The 22,646-nt window shown below is 70.9% G+C and carries 22 protein-coding genes; 16 read left to right on the forward strand and 6 right to left on the reverse strand.

The annotated features are described in order from the left end of the window. Positions 1-24 precede the first annotated feature (24 nt). From ACFU8V_RS14470 to ACFU8V_RS14505, 8 genes are all read left to right on the forward strand, one after another. A complete protein-coding gene (locus ACFU8V_RS14470) occupies positions 25-480 on the forward strand; it encodes a MaoC family dehydratase N-terminal domain-containing protein (RefSeq protein WP_062765177.1) in 456 nt (151 codons plus the stop codon). Next, positions 477-881, forward strand: a complete 405-nt coding sequence (locus ACFU8V_RS14475) for a MaoC/PaaZ C-terminal domain-containing protein (RefSeq protein ID WP_062765173.1) — start codon at positions 477-479, stop codon at positions 879-881. Before ACFU8V_RS14470 ends, ACFU8V_RS14475 begins: the two co-directional genes overlap by 4 nt. Continuing rightward, a complete protein-coding gene (locus ACFU8V_RS14480) occupies positions 878-2,008 on the forward strand; it encodes a UDP-N-acetylmuramate dehydrogenase (RefSeq protein ID WP_062765170.1) in 1,131 nt (376 codons plus the stop codon). The genes ACFU8V_RS14475 and ACFU8V_RS14480 overlap by 4 nt, the downstream gene beginning before the upstream one ends. Further along, positions 2,005-2,715 carry a FadR/GntR family transcriptional regulator gene (locus tag ACFU8V_RS14485; RefSeq protein WP_085606360.1) on the forward strand — a complete coding sequence of 237 codons (711 nt, stop codon included), beginning with the start codon at positions 2,005-2,007 and terminating at the stop codon, positions 2,713-2,715. Before ACFU8V_RS14480 ends, ACFU8V_RS14485 begins: the two co-directional genes overlap by 4 nt. 136 nt (positions 2,716-2,851) lie before the next feature. Beyond that, complete coding sequence (locus ACFU8V_RS14490) at positions 2,852-4,279, forward strand: four-carbon acid sugar kinase family protein (protein ID WP_062765164.1); 1,428 nt, start codon at positions 2,852-2,854, stop codon at positions 4,277-4,279. Then, on the forward strand, positions 4,276-5,166 hold the full coding sequence (locus tag ACFU8V_RS14495; RefSeq protein ID WP_378872283.1) for an NAD(P)-dependent oxidoreductase: 891 nt from the start codon (positions 4,276-4,278) through the stop codon (positions 5,164-5,166). The genes ACFU8V_RS14490 and ACFU8V_RS14495 overlap by 4 nt, the downstream gene beginning before the upstream one ends. 39 nt (positions 5,167-5,205) lie before the next feature. Continuing rightward, positions 5,206-6,627: a GntP family transporter gene (locus tag ACFU8V_RS14500; RefSeq protein WP_062765157.1), complete on the forward strand. Its 1,422-nt coding sequence runs from the start codon at positions 5,206-5,208 to the stop codon at positions 6,625-6,627. A 94-nt stretch (positions 6,628-6,721) separates the two neighbouring features. Continuing rightward, positions 6,722-7,123 carry a VOC family protein gene (locus tag ACFU8V_RS14505; RefSeq protein ID WP_062765154.1) on the forward strand — a complete coding sequence of 134 codons (402 nt, stop codon included), beginning with the start codon at positions 6,722-6,724 and terminating at the stop codon, positions 7,121-7,123. 93 nt (positions 7,124-7,216) lie between these two features. Here the strand turns inward: ACFU8V_RS14505 and ACFU8V_RS14510 are convergent, their stop codons facing one another. Both ACFU8V_RS14510 and ald read right to left on the reverse strand, forming a co-directional pair. Next, positions 7,217-8,419 (reverse strand): pyridoxal phosphate-dependent aminotransferase, encoded by a 1,203-nt coding sequence (locus ACFU8V_RS14510; RefSeq protein WP_062765151.1) that lies wholly within the window; start codon positions 8,417-8,419, stop codon positions 7,217-7,219. A gap of 81 nt (positions 8,420-8,500) precedes the next feature. Continuing rightward, positions 8,501-9,595 (reverse strand): alanine dehydrogenase, encoded by a 1,095-nt coding sequence (gene ald, locus ACFU8V_RS14515; protein WP_378872288.1) that lies wholly within the window; start codon positions 9,593-9,595, stop codon positions 8,501-8,503. 106 nt (positions 9,596-9,701) lie between these two features. Between ald and ACFU8V_RS14520 the strand changes: the two genes are divergently transcribed. Continuing rightward, positions 9,702-10,220: an Lrp/AsnC family transcriptional regulator gene (locus tag ACFU8V_RS14520; protein ID WP_378872291.1), complete on the forward strand. Its 519-nt coding sequence runs from the start codon at positions 9,702-9,704 to the stop codon at positions 10,218-10,220. 16 nt (positions 10,221-10,236) lie between these two features. On the opposite strand, the gene ACFU8V_RS14525 is transcribed toward ACFU8V_RS14520, so the two are convergent. The 3 genes from ACFU8V_RS14525 to aceA form a co-directional block, all read right to left on the reverse strand. After that, positions 10,237-10,668, reverse strand: a complete 432-nt coding sequence (locus tag ACFU8V_RS14525; protein ID WP_085606349.1) for a hypothetical protein — start codon at positions 10,666-10,668, stop codon at positions 10,237-10,239. Positions 10,669-10,757: 89 nt separating this feature from the next. Then, the gene (gene aceB, locus ACFU8V_RS14530; protein ID WP_378872294.1) at positions 10,758-12,392 is read right to left on the reverse strand and encodes a malate synthase A; all 1,635 of its coding nucleotides are present in this window, start codon (positions 12,390-12,392) and stop codon (positions 10,758-10,760) included. A 108-nt stretch (positions 12,393-12,500) separates the two neighbouring features. Further along, complete coding sequence (gene aceA / locus ACFU8V_RS14535) at positions 12,501-13,826, reverse strand: isocitrate lyase (RefSeq protein ID WP_249521557.1); 1,326 nt, start codon at positions 13,824-13,826, stop codon at positions 12,501-12,503. 242 nt (positions 13,827-14,068) lie between these two features. Between aceA and ACFU8V_RS14540 the strand changes: the two genes are divergently transcribed. The 7 genes from ACFU8V_RS14540 to ACFU8V_RS14570 all read left to right on the forward strand — a co-directional run bounded on the left by ACFU8V_RS14540 (position 14,069) and on the right by ACFU8V_RS14570 (position 21,961). Beyond that, positions 14,069-15,514, forward strand: a complete 1,446-nt coding sequence (locus tag ACFU8V_RS14540; protein ID WP_085606343.1) for a helix-turn-helix transcriptional regulator — start codon at positions 14,069-14,071, stop codon at positions 15,512-15,514. Between the two features lie 22 nt (positions 15,515-15,536). Continuing rightward, complete coding sequence (locus ACFU8V_RS14545) at positions 15,537-16,661, forward strand: DUF6226 family protein (RefSeq protein WP_366215366.1); 1,125 nt, start codon at positions 15,537-15,539, stop codon at positions 16,659-16,661. Between the two features lie 190 nt (positions 16,662-16,851). Next, positions 16,852-17,955, forward strand: a complete 1,104-nt coding sequence (locus ACFU8V_RS14550) for an ABC transporter substrate-binding protein (protein WP_378872299.1) — start codon at positions 16,852-16,854, stop codon at positions 17,953-17,955. After that, a complete protein-coding gene (locus tag ACFU8V_RS14555; RefSeq protein ID WP_029989074.1) occupies positions 17,955-18,752 on the forward strand; it encodes an ABC transporter ATP-binding protein in 798 nt (265 codons plus the stop codon). The genes ACFU8V_RS14550 and ACFU8V_RS14555 overlap by 1 nt, the downstream gene beginning before the upstream one ends. Next, a complete protein-coding gene (locus ACFU8V_RS14560) occupies positions 18,745-19,593 on the forward strand; it encodes an ABC transporter permease (RefSeq protein ID WP_062765124.1) in 849 nt (282 codons plus the stop codon). The genes ACFU8V_RS14555 and ACFU8V_RS14560 overlap by 8 nt, the downstream gene beginning before the upstream one ends. 111 nt (positions 19,594-19,704) lie before the next feature. Further along, positions 19,705-21,084, forward strand: coding sequence for an NtaA/DmoA family FMN-dependent monooxygenase (locus tag ACFU8V_RS14565; RefSeq protein WP_062765121.1), 1,380 nt, complete (start codon positions 19,705-19,707; stop codon positions 21,082-21,084). Further along, positions 21,077-21,961, forward strand: coding sequence for a ribokinase (locus ACFU8V_RS14570; protein ID WP_378872304.1), 885 nt, complete (start codon positions 21,077-21,079; stop codon positions 21,959-21,961). Before ACFU8V_RS14565 ends, ACFU8V_RS14570 begins: the two co-directional genes overlap by 8 nt. 31 nt (positions 21,962-21,992) lie before the next feature. Here ACFU8V_RS14570 and ACFU8V_RS14575 read toward each other — a convergent pair whose 3' ends face one another. Then, complete coding sequence (locus tag ACFU8V_RS14575; protein WP_085606337.1) at positions 21,993-22,595, reverse strand: PadR family transcriptional regulator; 603 nt, start codon at positions 22,593-22,595, stop codon at positions 21,993-21,995. Between the last annotated feature and the right edge of the window lie 51 nt (positions 22,596-22,646).

A 22,646-nucleotide genomic window follows, 5' to 3' on the forward strand; every position in this document is an offset into this window, starting at 1 on the left:
GGCGTGCCTCGGTAGGATCGACGGGTGGCAGTGAACCAAGAACTCGTCGGCCGGGAGTTCCCGCCGACCGCCCCCTACCTCGTCGGGCGGGAGAAGGTGCGCGAGTTCGCGCGCGCCGTCTTCGCCGACGCCCCCCAGCACACCGACGTCGAGGCGGCCCGTGCGGCGGGCTTCGCCGACGTCGTCGCGCCGCCGACCTTCGCGATGGTCCTGCAGGACCTCACGCTGCAGCAGCTGCTGGCCGAACCGGATTCCGGCATCGTCCTGGCGCGGTCCATCCACGCCGAGCAGCGGTTCCGCTACACCAGGCCGATCGTCGCGGGAGACGAGCTGACGGCGCAGCTGCGCGTCACCGGCATCCGCATGATGGGCGGCAACGCCATGATCACGAGCGAGGCCGAGATCACCGACGACGGGGGCGCGCATGTCGTCACCGCCACGAGCGTGCTGCTCGTGGGCGCCGAGGAGGAGGCCGCATGAGCGCGTTCACCGTGGGAGACGTGCTGGCCGAGCGCACCGTGCACCTGACGAGGGAGTCTCTCGTCCGCTACGCCGGCGCCTCCGGGGACTTCAACCCGATCCACTACCGTGACGACGTTGCCGCCGCGGTGGGCCTTCCCGGCGTGCTCGCGCACGGCATGCTGACCATGGGGATCGCCTCGTCCGTGGTCGTCGCCGCGCTCGACCCGCAGACCCGGATCCTCGACTACGGCGTGCGCTTCACGAAGCCCGTGGTGGTCGATCCCGAGACCGGCGCCGACGTGCACGTCGTCGCGACGGTCGGCGCGGTGGACGACGAGTCCGCGCGCATCGACCTCAAGGTCACGACGGGCGAGACCACCGTGCTCGTCAAGGCGCAGCTGCGCGTCGCCGTCCGATGAGCGACGTCGAGCCGATCCGGCTGGCCGAGCTCACCACGCTCCGCACCGGCGCCGCTCCCGCGCGCATGCGCGAGGCGACGACGACGGCGGAGCTCGTCGAGGTTCTCCGGGAGACCTGGGCGGAGGGCGACCCCTGGCTGGTGCTCGGCGGGGGCTCGAACCTCTTCGTCGGCGACGAGCCGTTCGAGGGCACCGTCATCCGCATCCGCACGAGCGGCATCGAAGAGCTCCCGTCGCCGCACGCCGGCCGCATCCGCCTGCGCGCGCAGGCCGGACACGGCTGGGACGACCTGGTGTCGTACGCGGTCGAGCGGGGCTACGCCGGGCTCGAAGCCATGAGCGGCATCCCCGGCACGGTCGGCGCCGCGCCTGTGCAGAACATCGGCGCCTACGGGCAGGAGATCCAGGAGACCCTGGTCGAGGTCGAGCTGATCGACGAGGACTCCGGCGAGATCTCCACTGTTCCGGCGACCGAGCTCGGGCTCGGATTCCGCACTTCGGTGCTCAAGCACCATCACGGGAGCGAGCCGCAGCGCCGGGCCGTGATCCTGTCCCTCACGGTCGATCTCCTCGTCGCCCGCGAACGCGTGGTCCGCGGGGAGCAGCTGCGACGCGCTCTCGGTCTGACCGACGACACCCCGGTGCCGCTGACATGGGTCCGAGAGCGCATCCTCGCCACGCGCGCATCGAAGGGCATGCTGCTCGACGCCGACGACCCGGACACGCACGGGGTCGGCTCCTTCTTCCAGAACGCGATCGTCACGGCCGCGCAGGCCCGGTCCCTCCCGCCGGAGTGCCCGCGCTGGCCGGTGGCCCCCGATCTCGACGCCGTGACCGTCATTCCCCTCGCCTCCTACGACGGACACGTGCCGCCGACGAAGACCGAGGCCCCGGACGTGAAGGTGAGCGCCGCCTGGCTGATCGAGCAGGCGGGTATCCGCAAGGGGTTCAAGCTGCCCCGCTCGCGGGCGTCCGTCTCGACCAAGCACGCGCTGGCCCTGACCAACCGGGGCGGTGCCACGGCGGCCGAGGTCGCCGAGCTCGCCCGTTTCATCCAGCACCGTGTGCACGCCGAGTTCGGTCTGGTGCTGCAGCCGGAACCCGTTCTGGTGGGCGTCGACCTGTGACGAAGCTCGAGCGGGTGTCGCGGACGCAGGCCGTCGTGGACGGACTGCTCGACGCCATCATCGCGGGTCGGCTCGAGGCCGGACAGCCGCTGCCGCCCGAGGGGGAGCTCGCGGAGCAGTTCGGGGTCTCCCGCCTCACGATGCGCGAGGGCGTCCGCCTCCTGCAGGCGCAGGGCGTGATCGTCGCGGTGCCCGGCACCCGACACCGCATCGCGCCGACCGACGAGTGGACGGGCCTCGACGCGGTCGTCCGGCACGCCCAGAGCGCAGGCGCCCGAGAGCGCTCCTCGCTGGAGATGCTCGAGATGCGCATGATGTTCGAGACCGGGGCGGCGGAGTTCGCGGCGGGTCGGCGCACCGAGGAGCACCTCGCCGAGATGGCCGCGCTCCTCGAGGAGATGCAGGCGGCGCACGAGCGGGCCGACGTGGACGCCTTCGTGGCCGCTGACCTCGCCTTCCACGACGTGATCATCCGCGCGGCGGAGAACCGCATCCTCGTAGCCTCGATGCGCCCGCTGACGACGATGCTGCAGGCGACCCGCAGCGAGACGAGCGCCATCCCGGACATCCGGGAGCACGCGCTGGAGGAGCATGCGGCGGTGCTGGACGCGATGCGGACCGGGTCCGGTGCGGCTGCCCGCCAGGCCATGCGCAGCCACATGCGCCAGACCCGCGACGACCTGCTGCACTACGTCCACGGGCGCTGAGCAGTACGCTCTCCGTCGGTTTGGAGGGACGGTGATCGTGAGGTACGCTCATCGTTATCTGATATCGGATAACGATGCAGATTCCCCTGGCCCGTGGCCCCCACCACGGGCCATCTTCCGGAACGAAGGAGTTCGTGTGCACATCGACGACCTGCTGGCCCCCCTGCCTGCACCCGTCGCCGTCACCGCGGCCGACGTCCGCACCGAGGTCGACCCCGCCGACGTGCTCCTCGTCCTCGACGACGACCCGACCGGCACGCAGTCGGTCGCGAACCTCCCGGTCCTCACCCGATGGGAGCGCGCCGACCTGGACGAGGCGCTCGCGACCGGCGCCGCCGCCGTCTATGTGCTCACGAACACCCGGTCCCTCGACGAGGAGGCCGCGGCCGCCCGCAATCGCGAGATCGTCGACGTGGCCCTCGCCGCCGCCGAGGCCCAGGGGCGGCGCGTGACGTTCGTCTCCCGGGGCGACTCGACGTTGCGCGGCCACTTCCCGCTCGAGACCGATGTCCTCTCCGCGGAGATCGGATCCCGCACCGGCCACGCCCCCGCGCTGACCCTGCTCGTCCCCGCATTCCCGGACGCCGGGCGCATCACGGTCGACTCTGTGCACTACTGGGTGACCGACGGCGAGGCCACCCCGGTCGGCGAGACGCCGTTCGCGGCGGACGCGACCTTCGGCTACGCCTCTTCCGACCTGCGCGAGTGGGTCGCCGAGAAGACCGGCGGACGCATCCCGGCGTCTGCGGTCGCGGGTCTCGACATCCGCACCATCCGCGCCGGGGTGGACGCCGTGGCCGGATTCCTCGAGGCGCTGGCCGACGGCACGGTCGTTGTGGTCGACGTGGTCGAGGAATCGGACATGCGCGTCGTCGCGCTCGCGCTGCACCGCCTGCGGGACCGCGACGTGCTCCTCCGAGTCGGTCCGCCCTACGTGCGCGCGCACATCGGACAGGAGATCGCCGAGCCGGTGCGGGCGGAGGACATCCCCTTCGCGCACGATCGCGGCGGTCTCGTGGTCGTCGGAAGCCACGTGCCGCTCACCACCGCCCAGCTCGAAGCCCTCACGGCGGCGCGGCCCCGCACCCGCACGGTCGAACTCGACGTGCGCGCCCTCGTCGGCCCCGACCGCGAGTCCCATCTCGAGACGCAGGCGCACGCCGTCGCCGAAGCGCTCGCCACGGGGACCGTGATCGTGCACACCACCCGCGAACTCATCACGGGCGCCGACGGCGACGAGAGCCTGGCGATCGCCCGCCGCATCTCCGGCGGCGTGGTGGAGCTCGTGCGTCGGGTGCTCGCCATCGCTCCGCCCCGCTTCGTCATCGCGAAGGGCGGCATCACGTCGAGCGATGTCGCGAGTGAGGCCCTCGAAATCCGCCGGGCCACCGTGCTCGGTCCGATGCTGCCCGGCCTCGTCTCGCTGTGGCAGCCGGAGACCGGCCCCGCGGTCGGCATCCCGTACGTCGTGTTCGCCGGCAACGTCGGCGACGCGGACTCCCTCGTCACGGTCGTCGCCACGCTCGCAGGCGACGATGGAAACAACCCGGAAGGACACTCATGACATCCACCGTCGCTGTCATCGGACTCGGCGCCATGGGGCTGCCGATGGCCACCCGCCTCGCCGAGCGCTTCGCGGTGCGCGGCTTCGACATCGCCGCCGAGCGCATCGCCCTCGCCGCAGAGGCGGGTGTCACGCCGGCGGCGTCCGCGGCCGACGCCGTCGACGGTGCCGACGCGGTACTCGTCGCCGTCCGCACCGGCGCGCAGCTCGAGGCGCTGCTCTTCGGTGAGGACGGGCTCGCCCCGCACCTCGCCGACGGCGCGGTCGTGATCCTCACCAGCACGGTGGGCACGGACGGCATCGATGCGATCGCCGCCCAGCTCGCCGCGCACGGTGCGCAGCTCGTCGACGCTCCGCTGTCCGGAGGGCCGGTCCGTGCCGGGGAGGGCGACCTCCTCATCGTCGTCGGCGCCACCCCGACCGCTCTGGAGACCGCGCGGCCCGTGCTCGACCAGCTCGCCTCGACGCTGTCCATCGTCGGCGACAAGCCCGGGGACGGCCAGGCGCTGAAGACCGTCAACCAGCTCCTCTGCGGCGTGCACATCGCCGCGGCCGCGGAGGCGCTCGCGCTCGCCGACGCCCTCGGACTGGACCGCGCCCGCACGCTGGACGCGCTGACGGCCGGTGCCGCGAACTCCTTCATGCTCGGCAACCGCGGTCCGCGCGCCCTGCAGGCCTACGACGAGGACGGCGCCGAGGTGCTCAGCCGCCTCGACATCTTCGTCAAGGACCTCGGCATCGTCGGCGACGCCGCCCGCCGGGCGCACCTGTCCACGCCGGTCGCCGCCGCGGCCGAGCAGCTGTTCCTCCTCGGCGAAGCGCAGGGCCTCGGCGCCCTGGACGACTCCGCCGTCATCCGCGTCGTCGCACCCGAACGACTGTCCTGAGCGCGACGTCGCGCCCTCACTGAAAGAAGAGATCCAGAGATGCTTCCTCTTCCGATCCTCATCCTGATCGGCCTGGCAGGCCTCGGCCTGCTGCTCCTGCTCATCATCCGGTTCAAGATGCAGGCGTTCTACGCCCTCATCCTCGTGTCGATCATCGTCGGCATCGCGGCAGGCCTGCCGCTGACCACGATCCCCGCCGACGGCGACACCCCCGAGCAGCTCGGCGTCATCCAGGCGATCATCGCCGGTGTCGGCGGCACCCTCGGCTCGGTGGCCGTGCTCGTCGCCCTCGGCTCGATGCTCGGCAAGATCATCGAGCTGTCCGGCGGCGCCGAGTCGCTCGCCGGACGCTTCACCAGCTGGCTGGGCCCGAAGCGCGTCGGCATCGCGCTCGTCATCGCCGCCGGCATCCTGGCGATCCCGGTGTTCTTCGACGCCGGCTTCATCATCCTCATCCCCATCGTGTTCGCCTTCTCGAAGGTGGCCGGTCTCAACCCGATCAAGTTCGGCCTGCCGGTCGCGGGCATCATGCTCGCCGTGCACGTCGCGGTGCCTCCGCACCCGGGCATCGTCGGCGGTTCGGCGATCCTCGGTGCCGACATCGGCTGGGTCACGATCTTCTCCCTCGCGATCTCCGTGCCGCTCGGCGTGCTGTCCTACCTGGTGGCGAAGTGGATCAACACCCGCGAGTTCGCGATGCTCGCGGCCACGAAGGAGATGTACGACAACTTCGGGACGGAGAAGTCGACGCTCACCGGCGGACTCGGCGAGGGCGAGAAGGCGCCGGGCGCAGGCACCGTCCTCGGCCTCATCCTCCTGCCGCTCGTGCTCATCATGCTCGGCACCGCGGTCGCGCCGCTGTTCGAGGCGGGCACGTTCTGGAACGGATTCCTCAGCATGGTCGGTCAGCCGATCTTCGCCCTCATGGTCGCGATCGCCGCCGCGATGTACCTGCTCGGCGTGCGCCGCGGCTGGTCGGCCTCCCATCTCGGCGAGGTCATGGAGTCGGCGCTGCCGGCCGCCGCCGTCATCATCCTCGTCACGGGTGCCGGTGGTGCCTTCGGCCGCATCCTCACGGAGACCGGGATCGGTGGAGCGGTCGCCGAGGTGCTCGCGTCCAGCGGCATGCCCCTGCTCCTCGCGGCCTTCCTCATCTCCCTCATCATGCGTGCCGCCCAGGGGTCCGCCACCGTCGCGATCGCCACCACCGCGGGGCTCCTGCTGCCGTCGGTCTCCGCGATGGGGCTCGATACCGTGCACACCGCGCTGCTCGCGGTCGCCATCGGCTACGGCGGCCTCGGTCTCAGCCACGTGAACGACTCCGGATTCTGGGTGGTCACGCGATACCTGGGCCTCTCGGTCAAGGACGGTCTGCGCACGTGGACGCCGCTCACGACGGTGCTGGGCGTGGCCGGCTTCGCGCTGACCTGGATCCTGTACGCGGTGATCCCGGTCTCCTGACCGCGCTCCTATGAACGGCCGTCGCCTCCGGGTGGCGGCCGTTCGTCGTCCCCGGCGGGTGGTGACCGGGGCCACGGCGGACTACGCTCGCGGGATGAGCGGACTAATCCCGTACCTGCTGTTCCCCGGCAACGCCGCCGAAGCGCTCGGCCACTACCGCGACGTCTTCGGCGGCGAGCTCCAGCTGATGGACTACGCGAGCGCGGGTCGTCACGACGGTCCGGGCGATGCCGTCGCGCACGGACAGCTCAGCGGGCTGGTCGAACTCGCCGGGGCCGACGCGGGAGCCGATGACGACGCGGTCCAGATGAGCGGGATGTTCCTCTCGCTCCTCGGCACCGCCGCCCCCGGAACGCTGACCCGCTGGTACGACGAGCTTTCCGCCGGCGGCCGCGTCATCGACCCGCTGCAACAGCGCCCGTGGGGAGATTTCGACGGCACGCTGGTGGACCGCTACGGCATCCGCTGGCTGATCGGCTTCCACCCCGAGGACTGACCGCCTCCCTCGCCGAAACCCCGCGTTCACGCCGAGACCCCCTCGAATCTGCGCAGGTACGAGGGGGTCTCGGCGGTAAAGCGGGGTCTCGGGTCAGGAGGAGAACAGACGCTGGAGGCGCTGCACGCCCTCGAGGAGCTGGTCGTCACCGAGCGCGTACGACATGCGGATGTAGCCCGACGGACCGAACGCCTCGCCGGGGACGACCGCGACCTCGGCCTGGTCGAGGATGAGGTCGGCGAGCTCCAGCGAGGTGGTCGGGGTCACGCCACCCCAGGTGCGACCGAGCAGGCCCTGCACGTCGGGGTAGACGTAGAACGCGCCGAGCGGGTTCGGGACCACGAGTCCGTCGATCTTCGACAGCTCCGACACGATGAGCTGGCGGCGGCGGTCGAAGGCCTCGCGCATCTTCTCGGCCTCGTCCTGCGGACCGTTGAGCGCCGCGATCGCCGCCTTCTGCGCGACGTTGTTCACGTTGCTCGTGAGGTGCGACTGCAGGTTGCCGGCGATCTTGATGGCGTCGGCCGGACCCACCATCCAGCCCACGCGCCAGCCGGTCATCGCGTAGGTCTTGGCGACCCCGTTGACGAGGATCGTCTGGTTCGCGGCCTCCGGCACGGCCTCCACGATCGAGGTCGCCTTGACGCCCTCGTAGGTGAGGTTCTGGTAGATCTCGTCGCTGATGATCCAGATGCCGTGCTCCACCGCCCACTCGCCCATGGCCTTCGTCTCCTCGGCCGTGTACACCGAGCCGGTGGGGTTCGACGGCGACACGAACACGAGGACCGTCGTGCGGTCGGTCCGGGCGGCCTCGAGCTGCTCGACGGTCACCTTGTACTCCTGGTCGGCGCCGGCGAAGACCTCGACGGGCGTGCCGTCCGCGAGACGGATCGCCTCCGGGTAGGTCGTCCAGTACGGGGCCGGCAGCAGCACCTCGTCGCCGGGGTTCACGACGGCCTGGAACGCCTGGTACACCGACTGCTTGCCGCCGTTGGTGACGATGATCTGGCCGGGGGAGACCTCGAGGCCGGAGTCGCGGAGCGTCTTGGCGGCGATCGCCTCGCGCAGCGCCGGCAGCCCGGGAGCGGGGGTGTACCGGTAGCTCGCGGGGTCGGCCAGTGCCTCGGCCGCCGCATCCACGATGAACTGCGGCGTGGCGAAGTCGGGCTCGCCCGCGGCATACGAGATGACGGGCTTGCCCTCGGCCTTGAGGGCCTTGGCCTTGGCGTCGACCTTGAGGGTCGCGGACTCGGCGATGGCGGACAGCTTGCGGGAGAGAGGAGCGCGTTCGGTCACGGTTACGAGCGTACTCGGGTCGATACGGCGGGGGAGGTGTGGGATGACGCCAAGATCCGAGGTTCTTTCGGGTTCGGCAGGTCAGTCGGTCGTGAGGCCGTGCGCCTGGGCGACGGCGTCCAGGGTGATGCGTCCCCCCTGCACGTTGAGCCCCTTCGCGAGGGCGGCGTCGTCGGAGGCCGCCCGCTCCCAGCCCTTGGCCGCGATCGCCGAGACGTAGGGGAGGGTGGCGTTCGTCAGCGCCCGGGTCGCGGTCGTCGGAACGGCGCCCGGCATGTTCGCAACGCAGTAGTAGATCGAGTCGTGCACCGCGAAGGTCGGGTCATCGTGCGTGGTCGGACGGGAGCCCTCGAAGCAGCCGCCCTGATCGATCGCGATGTCGACGAGCACGGACCCCGGCTTCATGGCCGCGACCATGTCGTCGGTCACGAGCTTGGGGGCCGCGGCGCCGGGGATCAGGACGGATCCGATGACGAGATCCGCCGTCGTCAGCTCCTCGGCGATGTCGTACCGGCTGGAGGCGCGCGTCTCCAGAGCACCGCCGTAGCGGTGTTCGAGCTCGCGCAGGCGGGGGAGCGCCACGTCGACGACGGTGACCTTGGAGCCGAGTCCGAGCGCGTTCGCGGCGGCGTGCTCGCCCGCGACGCCGCCGCCGATCACCACGGTCTTCGCCCGCGGGGTGCCGGCGATGCCACCCAGCAGCATGCCGCGGCCGCCCTGCGAGCGCAGCAGCGAGTGGGACCCCATGATGACGGAGAGGCGGCCGGCGATCTCGCTCATCGGCACGAGCAGCGGCAGGGTGCGATCCGGCAGCTGCACGGTCTCGTAGGCGACGGCGGTCGTGCCGGCCGCGACAAGCGCCTCGGTCAGCGGGCGGTCGGCCGCGAGGTGGAGGTAGGTGAAGAGCGTGAGGTCGGGACGGAGGAAGCCGTACTCCTCGGCCACCGGCTCCTTGACCTTGATGAGGAGGTCGGCCTCGCCCCACGCGTCGGCGGCGGTCGCGACGATCTCGGTACCGGCCGCGCGGTACGCGTCGTCATCGATGCTCGACCCGACGCCGGCTCCCGACTGCACGAGCACGCGGTGCCCTTCCCGCACGAGCCGATCGGCGCCGGCCGGGGTGAGGGCGACGCGGTTCTCGTTGTTCTTGACTTCGGTCGGGACGCCGATCTTCATCGATCCTCCAGGTGTCGGGGCGCAGGGTGCAGACAAGGATCGCAGAAACGTCGAGACATCGACAGATTTGATGAAGACTCTTCGGTGAAGGCTCGAATCCTGAATAATGCTTCGTATGAACACCGCCGCCGCGTCATCCGAGCCGAACAGCGTTCGGGCTCCCGCGCTCGACCCCACCGACGCGCGGATCGTGCAGCTCCTCACCGCCGACGGCAGGATGACGAACGCCGAGCTGGCCGGACGACTGGGAGTCGCCCCGTCGACGGCACACGCACGCCTGCGCGGGCTGATCGAGCGCGGGGTCATCACCGGGTTCCACGCGAGCGTCGACGAACGCGAGCTCGGCGCCGGACTCCAGGCGATCATCGGCGTCAGCCTGCGCCCGGCCGCCCGGCGGGAGAGCATCGTCGAGTTCGCGGATCGCGTGCGCGCGCTGCCGCAGGTGATCCAGGTGTTCTTCCTCGGCGGGGACGACGACTTCCTCCTGCACATCGCGGTCGCCGACTCATCGGAGATGCGCGAGTTCGTGCTCGAGCACCTGTCCGCGCAGAGCAGCGTGGCATCGACCCGCACGAGCATCGTGTTCGACTACCACCGCAACTCGGTCGCCGCATCGTTCCACTGAGTCGGCGCGCGGCGACTCAGGTCTCGAACGAGGAGGGGACGGCGCAGTAGTCGGCGAAGCGCCGGGTGGGATGGGCCGGATCGGTCACGTCGACGAGGGCGTTCGCCGCGGTGTGCGGGGGCTCGTCTCCGGCGAGCTGCCAGAGGACGTAGTTCCACATCCCGCGTGCGCTCGGCGACACGATCGCGCCCGGTCCGGACACGAGGAGCACGGCGTCGCTGTCGGTGGCGCGGAACGGCCCGACCACGTCGGTGCGGAGAGCGGCTTCCTCCCCGTCGGCGGTGTGTGCGCGCTCGACGGTCTGGCCGGCAGCGGTGAGAGCGGCGGCCAGGCCATCCGCGGCCGCGCGCGAACGCTCGGCGTCGGCCCCGGCGACCGCGACCAGCCGTCGCCCCCGCGGGTACAGGTGCAGGAACTCCTCGGCGATGCTGTCCCATACGGCGCTCATGGCTCCAGGCTACGCCCGGCAGGGAACGTGCGGGCCGGGTGGGACGCGAGGATGCCGCGGACCTCGCGGCCCGCGGCATCCCGGCATCGTCAGTCCTCGTCGATCAGGAACCGGCTGTAGGCGCCCAGGGTGAGGAAGGTCGGGAACTCCTCGCGGAGGGCGACCTCGCGGAAGATCTCGGCGGCGTCGTCGAAGCGGTCGCCTTCGCGTCGCTCGACCTCGTCCAGCACCTCGCCGATCAGCCCTTCGATGTACTCGACCGTGATGGGCGTGCCGTCCTGCGTGGTGCGGTCCTGGTGGATCCACTGCCACACCTGCGAGCGGCTGATCTCCGCGGTCGCGGCATCCTCCATGAGGTTGTCGATCGCCACGGCGCCGAGCCCGCGCAGCCAGGCCTCCAGGTAGCGGATGGCCACGGAGACGTTGTCCCGCACGCCCTGGGCGGTGATCGGCCGACCGATGTGCAGGTCGAGCAGGTCGCGCGCCTCCACGTGCACGTCGTCGCGCTGGCGGTCGATCTGGTTCGGGCGGTCTCCGAGCACGGCGTCGAACTCGGCCTGCGCCGTCGGGATGAGATCCGGATGGGCGACCCAGGTGCCGTCGAAGCCGTCTCCGGCCTCGCGCTTCTTGTCGGCCGACACCTTCTCGACCGCGCGTGCCGTCACCTCGGGGTCGCGACGGTTGGGGATGAACGCGCTCATGCCGCCGATGGCGAAGGCGCCGCGCTTGTGGCACGTCTTGACGAGCAGCTCGGTGTACGCCCGCATGAACGGCACCGTCATCGTGACCTCGCTGCGGTCGGGGAGCACGAAGCGAGCCCCGCGGCCGCGGTAGTTCTTGATGATGGAGAAGATGTAGTCCCAGCGCCCGGCGTTGAGGCCCGCGCAGTGGTCGCGCAGCTCGTACAGGATCTCGTCCATCTCGAACGCGGCGGGCAGGGTCTCGATGAGCACGGTCGCGCGGATGGTGCCGTGCGGGATGCCGATGTACTCCTCGCTGAAGGAGAACACGTCGTCCCACAGCTTCGCCTCTTCGCTGGACTCGAGCTTCGCGATGTAGAAGTACGGTCCGCGTCCGCCCTCGATCAGCGCCTGCGCGTTGTGCAGGAAGTAGAGGCCGAAGTCGACCAGCGATCCGGAAGCCGAGGTGCGGCGGCCGGCGCGGTCGATGAAGGAGAGGTGCTTCTCCGGCAGGTGCCACCCGCGCGGGCGCATCACGATGGTGGGGGTGCGCTCGGCGGTGACGCGGTACTCCTTGCCCTCGGGGGAGGTGAAGGCGAGCTCGCCGCGGATCGCGTCGCGCAGGGACAGCTGCCCCTCGATGACGTTCTTCCAGGTGGGGCTCGTGGCGTCCTCCTGGTCGGCGAGCCAGACGCGAGCCCCGGAGTTGAGGGCGTTGATCGTCATCTTCGGGTCGGTGGGTCCGGTGATCTCGACGCGGCGGTCTTCGAGCCCGGGGCCGGCGCCGGCGACCCGCCACGTGGAGTCCTGACGGATGTGCGCGGTGTCCTCGCGGAACTGGGGGTCGTGCCCGTTGCCGATCTCGAAGCGGCGACGCATCCGGTCGGCCAGCCGGTCATGGCGGCGGGAGGCGAATCGGTGGTGGAGCTCGGTGAGGAAGGCGAGCGCCTCCGGGGTGAGGATCTCGTCGTAGCGGTCGCGCATCGGCCCGGCGATCTCGATCGCGGGTCCCTGTCGGGTCGTCTGCATCGGTGCGGTGGTCATGATCGTGTCCTTTGCCTTGTGCCGAGCCCCCGGGTTATCGTCGAGACCCCGGGCTCCCGGCGTGTGCGGGGCGGGGTCTCGACGAGAACCGGGGGTCTCAGGGGAGAATCAGTGGAACTGGGCGGTCTCGGTGGAGCCGGCCAGGGCGAGGGTCGCGCTGTCGGGGTTGAGCGCGGTGGAGATGACGTCGAAGTAGCCGGTGCCCGCCTCGCGCTGGTGCTTGGTGGCGGTGTAGCCGTCGGCCTCGGCGGCGAACTCGGCTTCCTGCAGCTCGACGTAGGCGCTCATGGCGCGCTCGGCGTAACCGCGGGCGAGGTCGAACATGGAGTGGTTCAGGGCGTGGAACCCGGCCAGGGTGATGAACTGGAACTTGTAGCCCAGGTCTGCCAGCTCCTGCTGGAACGTCGCGATCTCGGCGTCCGACAGGTGGCGCTTCCAGTTGAAGCTCGGCGAGCAGTTGTAGGCCAGGAGCTTACCGGGGAACTGTGCGTGGATCGCCGCGGCGAACTCCCGGGCCAGCGCGATGTCCGGCTCCCCGGTCTCGACCCAGAGCAGGTCGGCGTAGGGGGCGAACGCGAGGCCGCGGCTGATGACCGACTCGATGCCCGGGCGGATCCGGTAGAAGCCCTCGGACGTGCGCTCGCCGGTGGTGAACTCCCGGTCGCGCTCGTCGACGTCGCTCGTGAGCAGATCGGCGGCGAGGGCGTCGGTGCGGGCGATGATGACGGTCGGCACGCCGGCGACGTCCGCCGCGAGTCGGGCCGCGTTCAGCGTGCGGATGTGCTGCTGCGTGGGCACGAGCACCTTCCCGCCGAGGTGCCCGCACTTCTTCTCGCTCGCCAGCTGGTCCTCCCAGTGGATGGCCGCGGCGCCGGCCTGGATGAGGGACTGCGCGAGCTCGTAGGCGTTGAGCGGACCGCCGAAACCCGCCTCGGCGTCGGCGACGATCGGCGCGAGCCAGTCCTGCGTGATCTCGCCCTCGGCGTGCTCGAGCTGGTCCTGCCGGAGCAGGGCGTTGTTGATGCGGCGCACGACCGCCGGGACCGAGTTCGCGGGGTAGAGCGACTGATCGGGGTAGGTCTGTCCGGCGAGGTTGCCGTCCGCGGCGACCTGCCAGCCGGAGAGGTAGATGGCCTTCAGCCCGGCGCGCACCTGCTGCACGGCCTGGCCTCCGGTGTAGGCGCCGAGAGCCCGGATGTAGTCCTCCGTGTGCAGGAGGTTCCAGAGGTTCTCCGCGCCGCGGTGGGCGAGGGTGGCGTCCTCGCGGACCGAGCCGCGGATGCGGATGACGTCCTCCGCGGAGTAGGTGCGCTCGACGCCGTCCCATCGCGGGTCGGTGTCCCAGATCTCCTGAAGCTCCGCGGCCGTCTGGACCTGGTCGCCGGCGCGCAGGCCGGCGGGGCGCGGGGTGGGGGTCGCTGCGGTGTTCGTCATGGTGTCTCCTCGGATGGGAATCGGCGTCGGTGCCGATGGCGTGCCTCCACTCTGTGTGAAGTTCCCCTGCTCTCCCTCGCTGAATCGAGGAGAAGTTTGCGCGAATTTCTGTTTTCGTGACAGACTCGGCCCTCACGCCCCGCTCACCCGGCCTGGCGGGATCAAGAAGGATCCCGGCGCGGCCTCGCGCGGAGCATTCCCGATCCCGCACCGGCGCGGACGGCGGGCTGAGAGGAGCCGACATGGACGACACCGCGGAAGACACCGACGCCCTCACCGTCGGCCGACGCATCCGCCAGCTGCGCACAGCTCGGGGCCTGACGCTCGAGGAGCTCGCCGCCGCAGTCGATCGGGCGCCGAGCCAGCTGTCGATGATCGAGACCGGTAAGCGCGAGCCGAAGCTTACGCAGTTGCAGGCCATCGCCCGCGCGCTCGGGGTGACCATCGACGCGCTGCTTTCCGGGGAGCCGCTCGACGAGCGCAGCGCGATCGAGATCGCCCTGGAGCGCGCGATGAAGGGGCAGACGTTCCAGGCGCTGGGCATCGCGCCGTTCCGCATCGCCAAGAGCGTGCCCACGGAGGCGCTGAAGGCGCTGCTCGCCCTGCAGGGTGAGATCGACCGGCTGAAGGACGAGCGCGCCGCGACGCCCGAGGAGGCCCGGCGTGCCAACGTGGAGCTCCGACACTTGATGCGCCGCCAGGACAACCACTTCGCCGACCTCGAGGCGAAGGCGGCCGACATCCTCGCGGCCGTCGGCCATCCCGGGGGACCGCTGACCCAGCGCACCGCGTCCGAGATCGCGGCGCACCTCGGCTTCACCCTCCACTACGCCGCCGACCTGCCGCAGACCACCCGCAGCGTCGCCGACCTCGCGAACGGCCGGCTGTACCTGTCGAGCAGCGTGCCGGCGAAGGGTGATGCTCGCACCGCCGTGCTGCAGGCGCTGTCGAGTCGGATCCTGGGGCACGCCGAGCCGCGCAGCTACGCCGAGTTCCTCCGGCAGCGCGTCGAGACGAACTACCTCACCGGCGCCCTGCTGATGCCTGAGGCCGACGTCGTCCCCGCCCTGAAGGACGCGAAGCAGCGGCGCGCGATCTCCATCGAAGACCTCCGGGATGCGTACTCGGTATCGTACGAGACGGCGGCGCACCGGTTCACGAACCTCGCCACGCGGCACCTCGACATCCCCGTCCACTTCCTCAAGGTGCACGAGTCGGGCACGATCACCAAGGCGTACGAGAACGACGACGTGAACTTCCCGACCGACCGCCTCGGCGCCATCGAGGGGCAGATGTGCTGTCGCCGGTGGACCTCCCGGGTGGTCTTCGACGAGGATGACCGCTTCAACCCGTACTACCAGTACACCGACACCGGCAACGGCACCTACTGGTGCACCGCCCGCGTCGAGGCGTCGAGCGAGGGCCTGCACTCGGTGAGCGTGGGGGTACGGTTCGACGACACGAGGTGGTTCGTGGGCAGGGACACCCCGCACCGCGGCGTCTCGAAGCACTCGGTCGAGGTGTGCTGCCGTCGGGCTCCCGCCGAGCTGGAGGAGCGGTGGCGCGAGAACTCCTGGCCCAACGTGAAGACCCCGCGCACGCTGCTGGCGACTCTGCCCACGGGAGCCTTCCCCGGCGTCGACACCACCGACGTGTACGAGTTCCTGGAGTCTCACGCGCCCCGGTGATCCCGCTCGGTACGCTCGGTCGATGAGCAGTGACGTCTTCCCCGGTCCCTTCGGCGCGATGCCCGAGGCGGGTGCCGCCGCGATCCTGTGGATGCCCCCGCAGGCGGATGCTCCGGGGCCGGTCCGCTTCGTCGACGGCTTCGAGCCCTTCGCCGAGTTCGCGTGGGGCCAGGGGGCCGACCCCGCAGTGCTCGCCGTCGACCTCGGGGCGACGTGGGACTTCGTCGCCGGTCATCCAGAGGCGCTGGAAAGCGAGAGGCTGGCCACGGCGGCGGCGCGGTTCGTGGGGAACGTCATCGCGGTCGTGCACCCGGCCGCGACATGGAGGATGACGGGCGAGCCGGAGATCGGGACCAACACCCTCTCGATCCCGGTCGCGGGGCTCGTGCAGGGGATGGTCCAGCAGCCCGAGCAGCGGGACGCGTTCCTGCAGATGCTCGCGTCGTGGGAGCAGGACGACCTCGATGACCAGGAGATGAGGGCGCTGTCCGCGGAGGACTCCGCTCCTGCGGTCGTCGTCCCGGCGCGCGCGTACGTCCGGCCTGCTCTCCCGCTGCTGGACTTCCATGACGAGAGCGGCGAGGTCATCCGCTACGGACACCGCTGGCCCGACGGCATCGCGCCGGAGGAGTCGTACTCCCGCGAGTCCCACCCGGAGCGCTTCGCACCGCTCTCCCTCGTGGTCGACGCGCTCGTCGAGCACCTCTCCCGCGAGTACGCGGTCGAGGTGCGGCGAGAGGCGGGGGAGGGCGCGACGGAGCGCATCGTGCTCGCACCGGCGCGCGGTGCGCAGATCACGATCACGCCGGCCGTTCCCTCCGTCTGCGTCGAGGCCGGCGCCCTGTTCCACGCGATCGTGCCGTCGTGCATCTGCGATGCGTGCGATGAGACCGCCGAGACCGCGGCGGACGAGCTGGAGCGGATCGTGCTGTCGATCGCCGCTGGCGGCTTCCGGGAGAAGTACCCCGTCGGTCACCGTGCGTGGCTGTACACGGAGGTCCGGTCACCGGACGGCGAGCGGCGGGAGAGCAGCTCAGGCCCCGCCCCGGAGGCGCCCGCGGAGGCGCGAGAGCGCGCGGCCGTCCTGCTGCGCGGGCTCGACGACGGCTGGTGGCCCGCCTGGCCCCTCCGCTCGACCCCCGCCTGACCCCGCGCCACCCCGGCCCACCTCCGCCCCGCCTGCACGACGGTGTTCCGCGTGCACGACCCGAGGGGCGGGTGAATCGTGCATCCGTCGCCGGATCGTGCAGGGGAAGTTAGTTTGATCTTGCTTAGTCAAGATTGACTATGTTACTTTCATCGAGCCATCAATGACGAACGGCCGAGAAGGGACCCTCATGGCTACTTCCTCTGCGGAAACCCGATTCCGCACCACTGCCACCCTGACGTGCGTTCTCGCCGCCACGCTGACGCTCGGAGCATGCTCCCCGCCGGCGCCCGGCGGCGATACCGCCCCCACGAGCGCGGGCGGCAGCGACGCCTGCCAGCGCAACCAGGATGCCGGCACCATCACCTACATCTCCGGCTACGGCTACTCCGCCAGCGCCGGGCAGCTCGACGTGTTCCTGGCGAAGGAGCTGGGCTACTTCGACGACCTCTGCCTCGACGTGGAGATCAACGCCTCCGGCGCGAACGGGCAGCAGCTCGTCGCCTCGGGGCAGGCGCAGTTCACCGCGCTCGGCTCCGCCTCCGACGTGATGCTCGCCGCGGCGAACAGCAAGAACCTCACCGCGGTCGCGACGTACGGCACGACCCCGCCGTTCTCGATCTTCGGCAATGAGAAGCTCACCGACCTCACCGACCTCGAAGGCGGCTCGCTGGGGTACTTCATCAACCTCACGCCCATCGCCTCGGCCATGCTCGACGAGGCCGGCGTCGACGTCTCGAAGGTCGAGATGGTGAAGATGACCAACTACGACCCGACCGTCGTCGTGCGCGAGCAGGTCGACGCGATCGTCGGCTACGCCTCCAACCAGCCGCAGACCCTCAAGGCGCAGGACCTCCCGTTCAGCGAGTTCCTGCCCGCCGACCTCGGCGTCGAGGGCACGTACAACGTCATGGAGGTGAACTCGCGCTTCCTCGACGAGCACCGCGAGGTCGCGGCCGACTTCATGCGCGCGAGCCTCAAGGCCCTGCAGTTCTGCCTCGACGAGGCGGACGAGTGCATCGACATGCTGGCGGCCCTCGCGGAGGAGAACGGTCAGGGCGCGGCGTTCCCGCGCGATCAGCTCGCCCGCACGTGGGAGGTCGAGTCGGCCTGGGTGCGCGAGAGCGCGGGCGGCAACCCCGGCGTGCAGACGGCAGACATGTGGCAGCCGGAGTACGAGATCGTGCAGGAGTACGGCGATGTCAAGGACCTCCCCGCCATCGCCGACATGATGGACCCGGATCTCGTGGCCGACCTGTACGACGGCGACACCCTCATCTGGGCGGAGAAGTGATGACCGCGGCACAGGGGGCGGGCGTCGAGGTCAGGAACGTCTCGAAGGCCTTCGGCGTCGACGGAGCCCAGGTGACCGTGCTCGACGACGTGAGCCTCACGATCGGCATGGGCGAGTTCGTGTCGGTGATCGGCCCCAGCGGATGCGGCAAGTCCACGCTGCTCAAGGTGGTCGCCGGACTCCTCGACGCCGACTCCGGCACCGTCACGATCGACGGCGAGAGCGTCACGGCGGCCTCCCGCGACAAGAAGATCGGTCTCGTCCCGCAGTCCCCGGCGCTGCTGCCGTGGAAGACGGTCCGCGAGAACGTCGAGCTCCCCGTGCGGATCAACCGCGGGGCCAACGGCGACCGCGCCCTCCGTGACCCGGCCGAGCTGCTGTCGACGTTCGGTCTCGGCCATGCGTTGAAGAAGTACCCCGGGCAGCTCTCCGGCGGCATGCAGCAGCGCGCCGCGATCGCCAGGGCCTTCGTGTTCGATCCGGCCATCATGCTGATGGACGAGCCGTTCTCGGCCCTCGACGAGATGAACCGCGACCTGCAGCGCATCGCCCTGCTGGACTTCTGGCAGTCGAACCGCAAGGCCGTGATGTTCGTGACGCACTCGGTGCCGGAGGCGATCATGCTGTCCGACCGCATCGTGGTCATGGCCGCCCACCCCGGACGCATCGCCGAGGTGATCGATGTGAACCTCCCGCGGCCGCGGACCGAGGAGGCGTACGCGACGGACGAGTTCCGCGACCTGGAGGCAGTCGTGCGCGGTGCGCTGCGCGCGCAGACGGAGAAGGCCCATGTCTGAGCTGACGATGAGAGACACCACCGCGACCCTCGCCACCGCCCGGCTGAAGGCGCAGCCCCGACGCGGCATCCCCGGGTGGCTCCGCTGGGGTTCCTGGGTCCCGACCCTGATCACGTTCGTGATCGCGGCCCTGCTCTGGCAGATCGTGGCGTGGACCAACCCGTACGTCCTCCCGACGCTGGAGGCCATCGGCGCCAGCCTCGTCGAGGACGCCGGCATGTACTGGTCCAACTTCCTCGTGACGCTGCTCGAGGTCGTCGTCGGAGCCTCCGCCGGCATCCTCGCGGGCTTCCTCCTGGCGGTCGTGATGGCCGAGTTCCAGATCATCGAGCGCGCCGTCATGCCGTTGGTCATCATCGTGATGGTGACGCCGATCGTCGCGATCGCTCCGGCGCTCGTCGTCGCCTTCGGGTTCGGCATGGTGCCGAAGTTCATCGTCACCGGCCTCGTGGTGTTCTTCCCGATGCTCGTGAACTCGCTCGCGGGCCTCCGCGACGTGGACCAGAAGGCGCTCGACGTGTTCACGACGCTGCACGCCTCGCGGTGGGAGATCTTCCGCGAGCTGCGGTTCCCCGGCAGCATGCCGTACGTGTTCGCCGGTCTGCGGATCGCTCTGCCCCTCGCCGTGGTCGGCGCGGCCGTGGCCGAGTTCGTCGCGGCAGGGCAGCAGGCCGGTCTCGGCTCCCTCGTCACCACCTCGGCTGCGCAGGCGAACCTGCCCGTGACCTGGGCGAGCATCGCCCTGCTCTGTCTGCTCGGGGTGCTCCTCATCGTGCTTCTCGCGGTCGTGCGCCGGCGCGTCCTGTGGTGGAGCGACGGCGAGGTCACCGCGAAGGGCTGAGCTCACCACCCCCCCCGGTCCCGGGGGCGCGACCCCTGCGCCCCCGGGTTCCCCCGGCGTGCCCGGAAACTCCGAACGACACCATCCCCCACTCCCAGGAAGGCATCCGCCATGACCGCTCAGCACCCCGTGAAGACCCTGCGGCTCGGACTCTTCGAGAACGCCCAGGCCAACGACTCCGGCACCGCGACCTGGCGCCACCCCGACAACCGGCGCTACCTGTTCGACAAGCTCGACTACTGGCGCGACACCGCGCGCCTGGTCGAGGACGCGGGCTTCGACTTCCTCTTCCTCGCCGATGCGTGGGGCTGGGCCGACGTCGCCGGCGAGCGCCCGGACATCTGCTCGGTCGAGGGCCTGGACCTGCCGCGGCTCGACCCGGCGATCATCCTCGCCGCGCTCATCCCGGAGACCACCCGCCTCGGCCTCGTCGCCACCGGGTCGACCCTGCTCGAGCCTCCCTACTCCTTCGCCCGGCGCCTGGCCACCCTCGACATCCTGTCCGGCGGCCGGATCGGCTGGAACGTCGTCACCACCGGCACCGCCGACACCGCGGTGCAGGGCTTCGGTGTGCCGATGGTCGGGCACGACGAGCGCTACCTGATGGCGGACGACTTCATGCAGGTCGTCTACAAGCTGTGGGAGGAGGCCTGGGAGGAGGGGGCGCTGGAGCGCGACAAGGCGGGCCGTTTCGCCGACCCGGCCAAGGTGCACCGCATCGCGCACGACGGGCCCTACTTCCGCTCGCACGGCTACGGCAACACGCAGCGCTCGCCGCAGGGCACGCCGGTGCTGTTCCAGGCCGGGGCCTCGCCCGCCGGCCGCGAGTTCGGCGGCAGGCACGGCGAGGCGATCTTCGTGGGGAGCGGCTCGGTCGAGCAGCTCCGTGCGCACTCCTCGGCGATCCGTGAGGAGGCGGTGAAGAACGGCCGTGGCGCGCACGAGGTGAAGATCATGTCGGCGTTCGCCGCGGTCGTCGGAAGCACCGAGGAGGAGGCGCGCCGCACGTACGCGGAGGTCGCCGACGCGCAGAACCCCCAGGTCACCGTGGCGTCCTACGCCTGGTTCACCGGGCTCGACCTGTCGTCGTACGACCCGAGCACCCCGATGTCCGAGCTCAGCACCGAGCTCTCGCAGACGCAGGTCGCCCGCTTCGCCGACAAGACGGTGGGCGACGTGCTGGGCGACTGGCACGCGCACGGGGTCGGCGCCCGGCCCATCGTGGGCACGCCGGAGCAGGTGGCGGACCGGATGATGGAGCTCGCCGACGGCGCCGATCTCGACGGCTTCCTCTTCGCCCCGGTGATCCCGCCGGCCTCGACCGCCGACTTCATCGAGCACGTGCTGCCGATCCTCAAAGAGCGCGGGGCGATCAGCGACCCCGCCGCCGAGCCGGAGTCGCTGCGGGAACGGCTGATGGGCACCCCGACGCCCGCGCTCGCCGAGTCCCACGTGGGTTCGTCGTTCCGGCGGACGATGGCCCGTGTCTGAGACCTTCGCCGGCGTCGCCGTCGTGGGGAGCGCGAACCTCGATCTCGTGGTCGAGGTCTCGCGCCCACCCCGCGTCGGAGAGACGCTGCTCGGTCGTGCCGGGGGACGCTTCCCCGGTGGCAAGGGCCTCAATCAGGCCGTCGCGGCGGCGCGCACGGGAGCCTCGACGCGGTTCTGCGGTGTCGTCGGCGCGGACGAGGCGGGGGCCGTGCTGGAGGCGGCGCTGACGGAGGCGGGTGTGGACGCCGTGCTCCGCCGCTCCGCGTCCGCGCCGACCGGGGCCGCGCATGTGCTGGCCTTCGACGACGGCGACAACAGCATCCTCGTGGCGGCGGGGGCGAACGGCGAGCTCACTCCGGAGGACGCCGTGGCCGGGATCGCCGGAGCGGCTGTGGTGCTCGCTCAACTCGAGGTGCCGTTCGCCGCGGTCGCCGCCGCCCTCGTGGCCGCCCGGGGTGCGGGGGCGCGCACGATCCTCAACGCCGCCCCCGCGCACGAGGCGGCGGTCGCGCTGCTGCCGGAGGTGGACGTGCTGGTCGTGAACGAGACCGAGTGCGCGGAGCTCGGCGGCGTCGAGCGGCTCCTCAGGGCGGGTGCCGGAGCTGTCGTGCTCACGGAGGGGGCCGCGGGGGTGACGCTGCATCGGCTGGGACGGCCCGGTGCGCACGTAGCGGCCTTCCGCATCGACGCCGTCGATACGACGGGGGCCGGGGACGCCTTCTGCGGTGCCCTCGCCGCCGGCCTCGCCCAGGGCCAGGACATCGAGCACGCTCTCGTGCGCGCCTGTGCCGCGGGGGCGATCGTCGCCCGGCACCGCGGGGCGACCACTCCGGCGCTGTCCGTGGCGGCCCTGGAGGCTCTGGTGGCCGGGCGCTGAGTCGCGTGCGCCCTGCGTGCGCCTTCCGGGGTCAGCGCGGGGGAGCGGGTTCCGCCTCCGTCGTCTCCGCCGTCTCGCCGGCGAACGTGTACGCCCCGGCGCGCAGCCGCTCCAGCAGTGCCAGGAGCCACTGCTTCTCGGCCGTGAGCCGGGCGGTGGAGAGGTCGAAGATCTCGCGGACGTACTCCGGGGTCGTCTCCGAGCGCAGCGTGTCCTGCACGTCGAAGCCGTTCTGCGTGATGATGGCATCGCTCTTGATGAGGCGGTGCTCGAGGCCGGCGATGACCTCCTGCCGGCTGAGGACGAACATGAACGAGGCCACGGTCATGATCGCCTGCGTGTCGAATGCCGCGACGTTCCACAGGTTCTCGCGCAGCATGCGCTGCAGCTCCACCTCGCCGGCCGGGGTGATGCGGTAGGTGGTGCGCGCCGGGCGCTTGCCCTCGGTCTCGGTGCCGCTCTCCGCCACGTAGCCGTCGACCTCGAGTGCGCGGAGGGCGTTGTAGATCGAACCGGGCTGGATGTGCGCCCATTCGTCGACGTGCCAGGTCATGAGCTCGCGGCGGAGGAAGTAGCCGTGAACGGGCTGGAACTGCTTGACAGCGCCGAGGACGACGAGGCGGGTGGTCGACATGCGCTTCATGCTAACGGCTCGGTGTCGCGAAACCTGTTGTTTGCATGGTCA

It is taken from the genome of Microbacterium sp. NPDC057658 (assembly GCF_042799975.1).
In the GTDB taxonomy this organism is placed as follows: Bacteria; Actinomycetota; Actinomycetes; order Actinomycetales; family Microbacteriaceae; genus Microbacterium.

Bases quoted from the DNA above. Each gene is read 5' to 3' on its own strand.
- ACFU8V_RS14475 (WP_062765173.1), top strand. From the start codon at position 477: ATGAGCGCGTTCACCGTGGGAGACGTGCTGGCCGAGCGCACCGTGCAC.
- ACFU8V_RS14480 (WP_062765170.1), top strand. From the start codon at position 878: ATGAGCGACGTCGAGCCGATCCGGCTGGCCGAGCTCACCACGCTCCGC.
- ACFU8V_RS14495 (WP_378872283.1), top strand. From the start codon at position 4,276: ATGACATCCACCGTCGCTGTCATCGGACTCGGCGCCATGGGGCTGCCG.
- ACFU8V_RS14500 (WP_062765157.1), top strand. From the start codon at position 5,206: ATGCTTCCTCTTCCGATCCTCATCCTGATCGGCCTGGCAGGCCTCGGC.
- ACFU8V_RS14505 (WP_062765154.1), top strand. From the start codon at position 6,722: ATGAGCGGACTAATCCCGTACCTGCTGTTCCCCGGCAACGCCGCCGAA.
- ald (WP_378872288.1), bottom strand. From the start codon at position 9,595: ATGAAGATCGGCGTCCCGACCGAAGTCAAGAACAACGAGAACCGCGTC.
- ACFU8V_RS14520 (WP_378872291.1), top strand. From the start codon at position 9,702: ATGCTTCGTATGAACACCGCCGCCGCGTCATCCGAGCCGAACAGCGTT.
- ACFU8V_RS14525 (WP_085606349.1), bottom strand. From the start codon at position 10,668: ATGAGCGCCGTATGGGACAGCATCGCCGAGGAGTTCCTGCACCTGTAC.
- aceB (WP_378872294.1), bottom strand. From the start codon at position 12,392: ATGACCACCGCACCGATGCAGACGACCCGACAGGGACCCGCGATCGAG.
- aceA (WP_249521557.1), bottom strand. From the start codon at position 13,826: ATGACGAACACCGCAGCGACCCCCACCCCGCGCCCCGCCGGCCTGCGC.
- ACFU8V_RS14540 (WP_085606343.1), top strand. From the start codon at position 14,069: ATGGACGACACCGCGGAAGACACCGACGCCCTCACCGTCGGCCGACGC.
- ACFU8V_RS14545 (WP_366215366.1), top strand. From the start codon at position 15,537: ATGAGCAGTGACGTCTTCCCCGGTCCCTTCGGCGCGATGCCCGAGGCG.
- ACFU8V_RS14550 (WP_378872299.1), top strand. From the start codon at position 16,852: ATGGCTACTTCCTCTGCGGAAACCCGATTCCGCACCACTGCCACCCTG.
- ACFU8V_RS14555 (WP_029989074.1), top strand. From the start codon at position 17,955: ATGACCGCGGCACAGGGGGCGGGCGTCGAGGTCAGGAACGTCTCGAAG.
- ACFU8V_RS14560 (WP_062765124.1), top strand. From the start codon at position 18,745: ATGTCTGAGCTGACGATGAGAGACACCACCGCGACCCTCGCCACCGCC.
- ACFU8V_RS14565 (WP_062765121.1), top strand. From the start codon at position 19,705: ATGACCGCTCAGCACCCCGTGAAGACCCTGCGGCTCGGACTCTTCGAG.
- ACFU8V_RS14575 (WP_085606337.1), bottom strand. From the start codon at position 22,595: ATGTCGACCACCCGCCTCGTCGTCCTCGGCGCTGTCAAGCAGTTCCAG.